This window comes from Comamonas sp. HJ-2, from assembly GCF_053615495.1.
Genome location: NZ_JBSIFD010000056.1, coordinates 1 through 7,258, shown reverse-complemented (window position 1 = coordinate 7,258; position 7,258 = coordinate 1). Strand labels below are relative to the sequence as shown.

General features: G+C 60.0%; 5 protein-coding genes and 1 tRNA gene. All 6 read right to left on the bottom strand.

Going from position 1 to position 7,258, the window contains the following annotated elements:
- Window position 1: 1 nt before the first annotated feature.
- A tRNA-Ala gene (locus tag ACWGXF_RS24170) sits at window positions 2-77 on the bottom strand.
- 147 nt (window positions 78-224) lie between these two features.
- Window positions 225-560: a P-II family nitrogen regulator gene (locus tag ACWGXF_RS24165; RefSeq protein WP_039050540.1), complete on the bottom strand. Its 336-nt coding sequence runs from the start codon at window positions 558-560 to the stop codon at window positions 225-227.
- A gap of 20 nt (window positions 561-580) precedes the next feature.
- Window positions 581-3,670: an efflux RND transporter permease subunit gene (locus ACWGXF_RS24160; RefSeq protein WP_256630038.1), complete on the bottom strand. Its 3,090-nt coding sequence runs from the start codon at window positions 3,668-3,670 to the stop codon at window positions 581-583.
- A gap of 4 nt (window positions 3,671-3,674) precedes the next feature.
- Complete coding sequence (locus ACWGXF_RS24155; RefSeq protein WP_054076138.1) at window positions 3,675-4,880, bottom strand: efflux RND transporter periplasmic adaptor subunit; 1,206 nt, start codon at window positions 4,878-4,880, stop codon at window positions 3,675-3,677.
- A gap of 46 nt (window positions 4,881-4,926) precedes the next feature.
- On the bottom strand, window positions 4,927-6,198 hold the full coding sequence (locus ACWGXF_RS24150) for a TolC family protein (protein ID WP_256631320.1): 1,272 nt from the start codon (window positions 6,196-6,198) through the stop codon (window positions 4,927-4,929).
- A gap of 348 nt (window positions 6,199-6,546) precedes the next feature.
- Complete coding sequence (locus tag ACWGXF_RS24145) at window positions 6,547-6,945, bottom strand: hypothetical protein (RefSeq protein WP_012837584.1); 399 nt, start codon at window positions 6,943-6,945, stop codon at window positions 6,547-6,549.
- Window positions 6,946-7,258: the final 313 nt, after the last annotated feature.

Sequence of the window (7,258 nt, the reverse complement as noted above, 5' to 3'; positions counted from 1 at the left end):
TTGGTGGAGGTAAACGGGATCGAACCGATGACCTCTTGCATGCCATGCAAGCGCTCTCCCAGCTGAGCTATACCCCCTGAAGCAATGAAACAGTGTTTCTCTGCTGCAATGCAAAAATTGTAGCACAGGGTTTTCGCCAGTTTTTCCAAACTTCCAACATTTTGTCGAAAGCATGAAAAAAGGGATGCAGAGAGCATCCCTTTTTCTTTCAGTGCCAAGCCTGATCAGCTCACGGCGCCGCCGTCACGGATACGGTGCATCTCGCCGATATCCACCGTCCAGACCAGACCGTCGCCGATCTGCCCGGTGCGGCAGGCCGCGACGATGGCTTCGCGAATCGCCCCCACCATGGACTCCTCCACGATTACGCAGACCATGAGCTTGTCCGAAAAATCGGTCAGCTCATCCTTGACCGTACGCTTGTCCACGGCTGCGGGGGCCGTAAAGCCCTCGGCCTTGAAAATCGTCACACCCGGAAAGTTCGGAATCGCACGCAGCTCGGTACGTAGGCGCTCCAACCGGCTGGGACGCACGATGGCGCGGATTTCTTTCATCGTCATCGGATCACTCCTTTCTCAAATCAAGCCTCGGTCGGCTTCTCGTCAAACCAGCGGTACAGCGTGGGCAGCACCACCAGCGTCAACAAAGTCGAGGTAATCAAACCACCGATCACCACGATCGCCAAGGGACGCTGAACTTCGGAGCCAGGACCCGTCGCAAACAGGAATGGCACCAGACCCAGCAAAGCCACGGTTGCGGTCATCATCACAGGGCGGAAACGCTGAGTACAACCTTCGCGCACGGCTTCGGCCACGTCCATGCCGTCCTGGCGCAGTTGGCGAATGCTGGATACAAGCACCACGCCGTTCAGCACAGCAATACCCCACAGGGCAATAAAGCCCACCGATGCCGGCACGCTCACATATTCGCCAGTGACAAACAAGCCAATCAGGCCGCCAATCGAAGCAAAGGGCAGCACCAGAATGATCAGGCTTGCCAGCTTGATGGAGTTGAACAGCAGGAACAGCAGGAAGAAGATGGCCACGATGGTCAGCGGCACGATCACCTGCAGCGTGCCCATGGCGCGCTCCATGTTTTCGAACTGACCGCCGAACTTGAAGTAATAGCCGTCGGGCAGCTTGACTTCCTTGTCCAGGCGCTGCTCGACCTCGGCAACAAAGCCAGCCAGGTCACGCCCTTCCACGTTCGCGCCCACCACCACGCGGCGCTTGCCACCTTCGCGGCTGATCTGCGCGGGGCCATCGACCAGTTCGATCCTGGCCAGACTGCTCAGCGGCACTTGCGCGCCAGCCGCCGTGGTCAGCAGCGTTGCGCCAATGGCTTCGGGCGATCCCCGATAGGACTCGGGGAAACGCACCACGACCGAGTAACGACGCTCACCCTCATACAAGGTCGTCACATCCTTGCCGCCAATGGCTGACTCCAGCAGGCTTTGCACATCGGCAACGTTCAGACCGTGACGAGCAATCGCCTTGCGGTCGATATCCACCGTCAGAGCCTGCTGACCCGAGAGGCGCTCGATACGTATGTCCGTACTGCCGGAGACGCTCTTCAGAATGCGTGCCACCTGCTCGGAGACTTCCTTGAGGTCTTCCAGCTCGTCCCCGAACACCTTCACGGCCAGTTGCGAGCGCACGCCGGTCACCATTTCATCCACACGCTCGGAGATGGGCTGGGACAGCACAATCTGCACGCCGGGAATCTTGGACAGGCGCTGACGAATCTCTTCATCGATCTCATCCTGGGTACGCTCGGACTCGGGGTCCAGCAGCACGATGGGGTCTGACTCATTGGGACCAGCAGGATCGGCCGGCGATTCGCCACGTCCCAGCTTGGACACCACGGACTTCACGCCGGGCACCTGCGCGACTTCCTTCATGGCAGCCATTTCCATGCGAATGGATTCATCCAGGGAAATGCTGGGCACTCGGTTGATCTGCGGTGTCAGCGCGCCTTCCTTCATGGTCGGCATGAAAGACTTGCCCAGGAACGGGAACAGGCCCAGCGATCCGATCAGCAAAGCCACGGCCACGGCCAGCGTCAGGCGGTTGCGTGCAGTCGCGCCGTCAAGCAGACGCAGATAGTGGCGCTTGAGGAAGCCAATCAGCTTGGTATCGTGATCGGCACCGCCCTTGAGGAAGTAGGAGCACAGCACGGGCGACAGGAACAGCGATACGGCCAGCGAGATCGCCAGAGCCATGGCGATGGTCAGCGCCAGCGGGCCGAACATCTTGCCTTCAATACCTTGCAGCGTCATCAGCGGCAGGAACACCAAGATGATGATGGCAATACCGAAGATGGTGGGAGTAGCGACTTCCACAGTGGCCGACAGCACGGTGCGAATGCGCTCGCCGCGCGAATTGCCCGCCTGCCCCAGCTTGTGGAAGACGTTTTCAACCACCACCACGGTGGCATCCACCATCAGACCAATGGCAATCGCCAAGCCACCCAAGGACATCAGGTTGGCCGAAATGCCGTACTTGTTCATCATGATGAAGGTGGTCAGCGGCGTGATGATCAGCGTCGCCACCACAATCAGGCTGGAACGCACATCGCCCAGGAAGATGAACAGCACCACCACCACCAGGAAGATGCCCTCAATCAGCACCTTGCCCACGGTCCAGAGAGCGGAATCCACCAGATCGGTACGGTCATAGTAAGGAACGATCTGCAGGCCGCCAGGCAGCATGCCCTTGGAGTTGATCTCCTCCGCACGCTCCTTCACGCGGGTCACGACTTCCTTGGCATTGCCGCCGCGCATCATCAGCACAATGCCCGAAACGCCCTCGGTATAGCCGCCCTTGATGATGGCACCCTGTCGCACCTCGGCATCAATCTGCACCTTGGCCACATCACGCACATAGACCGGCACTCCTCCCTGCTCCTTGAGCACGATGTTGCCGATATCGTCCAGCGTGCGGATCATGCCCACGCCGCGAATCAGATACTGCTCGGTCACCTGCGGCAGGATGCCGCCGCTGGCATTGGCATTGTTGTCCGCCACGGCTTGCACCACCTGACGCACGCTCAGGTTGTAGTGACGCAGGCGGGCAGGATCGACCAGCACCTGGTACTGCTTGACATATCCGCCCTGAGAGTTGATTTCAGCCACACCGGGAATGGATCGCAGCAACGGACGCGCCACCCAGTCCTGAATGGTGCGACGCTCCGTCAACTCGGCCTGGGTCAGCTCGCGCTTGCCATCATCGGGGTGGTCCAGCGTGTACTGGTAGACCTCACCCAGGCCGGTGGATACCGGCCCCAATACCGGCACGATGCCTTCAGGCATGCGTGGCGTGACTTCGATCAGACGCTCCGTCACCAACTGCCGGGCAAAGTACACATCGGTCGCATCGGTAAACACCAGCGTGATGATGGACAGACCGCTCTTGTTGAGCGAGCGCATCTCTGCCAACCCGGGCAGTCCCGTCATGGCGATTTCGAGAGGCACGGTCACAAAACGCTCGATCTCCTCGGGCGAACGACCAGGGGCTTCTGTGGCAACCTGAACCTGCACATTGGTCACATCGGGGAAAGCATCCACCGACAGATTCATGGCGGCACGCAGGCCAAAGCCACACATCACCAGCGCCAGCACGACCACCACCAGCCGCTGCGATAGCGCGGCACGAATCATGGAGGCAATCATGGGCTTACTCCAGTTCTGCGCGCTTGCGCTCGTTGTTCAGGTGGAATGCACCTTCAACCACGATCTGGGAGCCTTCGCTCAACCCCTTGAGCACAGGTCGCAGACCACCACTGGCCGCGCCCAACTCCACCGGAGTCAGGCGATAGTGGTTTTCGGCCTTCTTGACGTAGACATGATCCTTGTCGTTCTCGCGAACCACCGCCAGCGCAGGGATCGCCAGAGTCTTCTCCATGGCCCCCTGGATCTTCATGGTGGCCAGCATCTGGGGCTTCAGCGCCAGATCTTTGTTGTCCACCTGAGTGCGAATGGTCACGGTGCGGGTTTCGGGGGACACGGTGTCACCCACGTAGATGATCTTGCCCGAGATGGGAGCCTCCTCGACGGTCAGCCCCAGCGCCGGCACATCGATCTGCACGTTCTGGCCAGTCTGCACGCTGCGCGCAATTTGCTCGGGCAAGGCGCCCACCACCCAGACATTGGAGAGATCTGCCACAGTGAACAGAGGGTCCCCCGGCTGCGCCACCTGACCCTGGCTGACCTGGCGCTCGATCACAATACCTGCAGCAGAAGCCGTGATGGCGGCATTCGGGGCTACATTGCCCTTGGCGCGCAAACTGCTCAGCGCATCGGCGGACAAGCCCATCAGCTTGAGCTGATCGCCTGCCGCCCTCAACTCTGCGCGCGCAATCTGCACTTCCGATTCGCGACGCAGCAGTTCTGCAGAGCCGATCACATCGGCAGCAATCAGCTGACGCGCCCGCTCTACGGAGCGCTCTGCCAGAGTCGCCGTGGCGCTGGCACGCATATAGGCCAGTTGAGCCGTGGTCAGCTCGGGGCTGGCGACGCGCGCCAGGGTCTGACCAGCTTTGACGCGATCGCCGGTTTCGGCCAGCACCTCGGTCACACGCCCTGTCACGGCCGCACCGATGCGGGTGACCTTGCGTTCGTTGGCTTCAATGCGACCGGCAACTTCCTGCACCGATGCAACCTCGGCCTGCGTTACCGCGGCGGTCTTGAAGTTGGTTGCCATTTCGGCTGAGACAACCACTTCCATGGGGTCAAGCTCGGCCTTGGTATCTGCTGCAGCAACCGCAGCAGCCGGCTCCTCCTTGCCGCAGCCAGTCAGGGTCAATGTTGTCAGCCCGGCCAACGCCAGTGCCAGAACCAGAGAGGCGGGACGCGCAGTCCTGGAGTGATGATGAGAAGACATAAAGCGAATTCAAAAAATACGAGAACGTGGTCTTGACTTTGAAAGCTCAAAGCGAGGAAGGCTGGGCATAGCGGCCAGCCAGAAAATCCAGTTCAATCCGGGCGGATTGCAGCTGATAACGGGCTTCAAGCAAATCGGCGCGTACCGTGCGCAGCACGCGCTGGGCGTCCAGCACATCCAGAATGCCGCGCTCGCCGAAGCGGTAGGCAGCCTCGGCTACGCGCAAGGCCGATTCGGCCTCGCGCACCGCGCCCTCGCTCAGGGCCTTGGTGCGCACCTGCGCCATTTCCATGACCTTCCAGGCCTGCAACATTTGCTGCTCAAGTTCGGCCTTGCGACCTTCCATGCGCAGGCGAGCACGCTCGGCTTCCGAAGCTGCCTCATCAATCGGACCGCGACGCTGGTCGAACAGCGGAATCTGCATGCTCACGCCGATGGTGTTATTGCGGATATCGGGCTCTCGCGTCTGCGCGTAACGCAGCTCAAGACCCGGCCAACGGCTGGCTTTGGCACCGTTCTTCTGCGCTTCGGCCTTGTCCACCTCGGACTGCAGCTGCAGCAGCTCCGGATGGGACTGCCAGTTGATGTTCTGCAACTGCACTGTCTCCACCGGATCCTGCAGAGACAGGGCCAGATCAAAGCGATTGGGTAACTGGCCTGCAGCCAGACGATTGAGCGTGAGCTGGGATTGCTCGGCCAGCAAACGGGCAGACTGCTCCTGCTGACGAGCGTTGATCAGTTCGGCATCGGCCTTGATGATTTCGTAACGCGCCGCCTCACCGCTGGAAACACGTACGCGTACACGCTCATGGGCCTGTTCCAGCAGCTTGACGGCATCGTAGGCGGCCTGTGCCTGCGCCTGTCGCAGCACCACCTCGTAGGCCTTGAGCTTGACCTGGGCCACGAGTGCATTGCGCGATGCAGCAATCTGGTGCACGGATGCTCGCTGCCCGGCTTGCGCCGCCTCGATACGAGCAGCGCGCACGGAAGGCATTTCTATGGGAACCGAGATCCCCATGGTCTGCACATTGCCGGGCGTGGCCGATGCCAGACGCGCCTTGTTGTCGCCGCGACTCCACTCCAGCTTGGGGTTGGGCAGCGCGCCAGCGCTGACCACGGCGGCCTGAGCCGTGAAGCTCGACTGCTGCACTGAGCGCAGTTCGGGATTGTTGTCCAGCACGGTCTGCACCAGCTGCGTCAAAGTCAGCTTGGGCTGCACCTGATCTGAAATGGTGCTGCTGATTTGTGGTGTGCCATGAGCATTGGTCTGAGCATGCGCAGTCAGAGCTGCGGCGAGACACAGGCCGAACACGGCCACGCGTTTGGGGCTTCGCAATGGTGTATGGCCAGAAGAATTCTTACTGGCCTTGGCCGGTAAAGAAGCCGGCACTATCGATCTATTGAACATAGAACACAGCTGCCTTCTTGAGGGCAGATAAAGTGAGGAAAGGGTCGGAAACCCGTCATGCACATGCGGCGGCCGCCGCATGCAATGCAGGATCAGTTACACCTGAGCAGGTGAAGCCGCCCAGACCTGTCTCAGAGCCATGCTCTGCAGACAAGCACATTCCAGGCCAGCAGGCGCTGGAATAACGGGCAGCAGGTATCGGGGGTCTAAAAAGCCCAGCACAAACGTTCTGACGTGATGACGTCAGCTGAGCTGGAGCTAGCCTGCCTGCGGCAGGCCGAGACTTGGCGGACGCAACATGCTTTCCGGCCAGGGATGAGTCGGGTGCACCACATGCCCCTGAGGAGGCACCCGGACATCGGCCACACCTACAGCTACCGCTTCAGGAGGGCCAAACAATTCATTGCGATCATCCTGGGCCGGATTGAGCTCGGCAGTGCGATGTGGACGGTGAATGGAGAACTCCACCGTATCTTCTTCCACATCGTCCTCGAACTCCTGCAGCACATCGACACCGTATTCGTGCGGCTCTGCGTCGAGTACATAAGCCATGGCCACCACATCTTGCGAACCTGCCGGCCACATGGCGATGAGTTGCACCCCGATGATGGAGGCAAACATCAGCAGCGACAGCAGAAAGGAAGACGCCGGACGCATGGATCGAAGGAGCTGTGGTTAAACGAACAACAATGAAGGGATGAGACAGTCACCGGGAAGCAGGCCCAATGGTGACAAGATGGTGTACCGATTGGCAGCAAAAGTTCCCGCATGGAAAACTTTTGTCAACATCTGTAAGGGTGAACGATAGCGTATCGCCATAGCACTTGCATGGCAAGGGTATCTTGCTAGAAAGTCAGGAGCATATCAAATCTGCCAGAGCGCCACAGACAAAAAAAAAGCCGCAATCAATTGCTTGATTGCGGCTTTTTGAATCTGGCGGAGTGGACGGGACTCGAACCCGCGACCCCCG

Coding starts and splice junctions, on each gene's coding strand:
- ACWGXF_RS24165 (WP_039050540.1), bottom strand. CDS start 560: ATGACGATGAAAGAAATCCGCGCCATCGTGCGTCCCAGCCGGTTGGAG.
- ACWGXF_RS24160 (WP_256630038.1), bottom strand. CDS start 3,670: ATGATTGCCTCCATGATTCGTGCCGCGCTATCGCAGCGGCTGGTGGTG.
- ACWGXF_RS24155 (WP_054076138.1), bottom strand. CDS start 4,880: ATGTCTTCTCATCATCACTCCAGGACTGCGCGTCCCGCCTCTCTGGTT.
- ACWGXF_RS24145 (WP_012837584.1), bottom strand. CDS start 6,945: ATGCGTCCGGCGTCTTCCTTTCTGCTGTCGCTGCTGATGTTTGCCTCC.